This window comes from Streptomyces sp. NPDC002785 (assembly GCF_040295565.1).
Classification (GTDB): domain Bacteria; phylum Actinomycetota; class Actinomycetes; order Streptomycetales; family Streptomycetaceae; genus Streptomyces.
The window spans coordinates 24,645-27,826 of sequence record NZ_JBEOVN010000082.1 but is presented as its reverse complement, the minus strand read 5'-3'; the positions used below and the strand labels follow the sequence as shown (position 1 = coordinate 27,826).

Sequence of the window (3,182 nt, the reverse complement as noted above, 5' to 3'; positions counted from 1 at the left end):
TTTGAGAACTGCACAGTGGACGCGAGCATCTGTGGCCAAGTTTTTAAGGGCGCACGGTGGATGCCTTGGCACCAGGAACCGATGAAGGACGTGGGAGGCCACGATAGGCCCCGGGGAGCTGTCAACCGAGCTTTGATCCGGGGGTGTCCGAATGGGGAAACCCGGCAGTCGTCATGGGCTGTCACCCGCTGCTGAACACATAGGCAGTGTGGAGGGAACGAGGGGAAGTGAAACATCTCAGTACCCTCAGGAAGAGAAAACAACCGTGATTCCGGGAGTAGTGGCGAGCGAAACTGGATCAGGCCAAACCGTATGCGTGTGATACCCGGCAGGGGTTGCGCATGCGGGGTTGTGGGATCTCTTTTTCACGGTCTGCCGGCCGTGAGACGAGTCAGAAACCGTTGATGTAGGCGAAGGACATGCGAAAGGTCCGGCGTAGAGGGTAAGACCCCCGTAGCTGAAACATCAACGGCTCGTTTAAGAGACACCCAAGTAGCACGGGGCCCGAGAAATCCCGTGTGAATCTGGCGGGACCACCCGTTAAGCCTAAATATTCCCTGGTGACCGATAGCGGATAGTACCGTGAGGGAATGGTGAAAAGTACCGCGGGAGCGGAGTGAAATAGTACCTGAAACCGTGTGCCTACAAGCCGTGGGAGCGTCGCTGTTGTTCTTCGGAGCAACAGTCGTGACTGCGTGCCTTTTGAAGAATGAGCCTGCGAGTTTGCGGTGTGTTGCGAGGTTAACCCGTGTGGGGAAGCCGTAGCGAAAGCGAGTCCGAATAGGGCGTTTTAGTAGCACGCTCAAGACCCGAAGCGGAGTGATCTAGCCATGGGCAGGTTGAAGCGGAGGTAAGACTTCGTGGAGGACCGAACCCACCAGGGTTGAAAACCTGGGGGATGACCTGTGGTTAGGGGTGAAAGGCCAATCAAACTCCGTGATAGCTGGTTCTCCCCGAAATGCATTTAGGTGCAGCGTCGTGTGTTTCTTGCCGGAGGTAGAGCACTGGATAGGCGATGGGCCCTACCGGGTTACTGACCTTAGCCAAACTCCGAATGCCGGTAAGTGAGAGCACGGCAGTGAGACTGTGGGGGATAAGCTCCATGGTCGAGAGGGAAACAGCCCAGAGCATCGACTAAGGCCCCTAAGCGTACGCTAAGTGGGAAAGGATGTGGAGTCGCAGAGACAACCAGGAGGTTGGCTTAGAAGCAGCCACCCTTGAAAGAGTGCGTAATAGCTCACTGGTCAAGTGATTCCGCGCCGACAATGTAGCGGGGCTCAAGCGTACCGCCGAAGTCGTGTCATTCGTACATGTATCCCCAACGGGAGTACGGATGGGTAGGGGAGCGTCGTGTGCCGGGTGAAGCAGCCGCGGAAGCGAGTTGTGGACGGTTCACGAGTGAGAATGCAGGCATGAGTAGCGATACACACGTGAGAAACGTGTGCGCCGATTGACTAAGGGTTCCTGGGTCAAGCTGATCTGCCCAGGGTAAGTCGGGACCTAAGGCGAGGCCGACAGGCGTAGTCGATGGACAACCGGTTGATATTCCGGTACCCGCTTTGAAACGCCCAATACTGAATCAGGCGATGCTAAGTCCGTGAAGCCGGCCCGATCTCTTCGGAGTTGAGGGTAGTGGTGGAGCCGACGAACCAGACTTGTACTAGGTAAGCGATGGGGTGACGCAGGAAGGTAGTCCAGCCCGGGCGGTGGTAGTCCCGGGGTAAGGGTGTAGGCCGTGTGGTAGGTAAATCCGTCACACGTTAAGGCTGAGACCTGATGCCGAGCCGATTGTGGTGAAGTGGATGATCCTATGCTGTCGAGAAAAGCCTCTAGCGAGTTTCATGGCGGCCCGTACCCTAAACCGACTCAGGTAGTCAGGTAGAGAATACCGAGGCGTTCGGGTGAACTATGGTTAAGGAACTCGGCAAAATGCCCCCGTAACTTCGGGAGAAGGGGGGCCATCACCGGTGATTGGATTTACTCCATGAGCTGGGGGTGGCCGCAGAGACCAGCGAGAAGCGACTGTTTACTAAAAACACAGGTCCGTGCGAAGCCGTAAGGCGATGTATACGGACTGACGCCTGCCCGGTGCTGGAACGTTAAGGGGACCGGTTAGCTGACTTTCGGGTCGGCGAAGCTGAGAACTTAAGCGCCAGTAAACGGCGGTGGTAACTATAACCATCCTAAGGTAGCGAAATTCCTTGTCGGGTAAGTTCCGACCTGCACGAATGGCGTAACGACTTCTCGACTGTCTCAACCATAGGCCCGGTGAAATTGCACTACGAGTAAAGATGCTCGTTTCGCGCAGCAGGACGGAAAGACCCCGGGACCTTTACTACAGTTTGATATTGGTGTTCGGTTCGGCTTGTGTAGGATAGGTGGGAGACTTTGAAGCAGCCACGCCAGTGGTTGTGGAGTCGCCGTTGAAATACCACTCTGGTCGTGCTGGATGTCTAACCTCGGTCCGTGATCCGGATCAGGGACAGTGTCTGATGGGTAGTTTAACTGGGGCGGTTGCCTCCTAAAGAGTAACGGAGGCGCCCAAAGGTTCCCTCAGCCTGGTTGGCAATCAGGTGTTGAGTGTAAGTGCACAAGGGAGCTTGACTGTGAGACCGACGGGTCGAGCAGGGACGAAAGTCGGGACTAGTGATCCGGCAGTGGCTTGTGGAAGCGCTGTCGCTCAACGGATAAAAGGTACCCCGGGGATAACAGGCTGATCTTCCCCAAGAGTCCATATCGACGGGATGGTTTGGCACCTCGATGTCGGCTCGTCGCATCCTGGGGCTGGAGTCGGTCCCAAGGGTTGGGCTGTTCGCCCATTAAAGCGGTACGCGAGCTGGGTTTAGAACGTCGTGAGACAGTTCGGTCCCTATCCGCTGCGCGCGTAGGAATATTGAGAAGGGCTGTCCCTAGTACGAGAGGACCGGGACGGACGAACCTCTGGTGTGCCAGTTGTCCTGCCAAGGGCATGGCTGGTTGGCTACGTTCGGAAAGGATAACCGCTGAAAGCATCTAAGCGGGAAGCCTGCTTCGAGATGAGTATTCCCACCAACTTGATTGGTTAAGGCTCCCAGTAGACGACTGGGTTGATAGGCCAGATGTGGAAGCCCGGTAACGGGTGGAGCTGACTGGTACTAATAGGCCGAGGGCTTGTCCTCAGTTGCTCGCGTCCACTGTGTTGT

General features: G+C 56.3%; 1 rRNA gene. It reads left to right on the top strand.

Annotated features, from left to right (window positions below):
- Positions 1-33: 33 nt before the first annotated feature.
- A 23S ribosomal RNA gene (locus ABTZ94_RS20205) occupies positions 34-3,158 on the top strand.
- Positions 3,159-3,182: the final 24 nt, after the last annotated feature.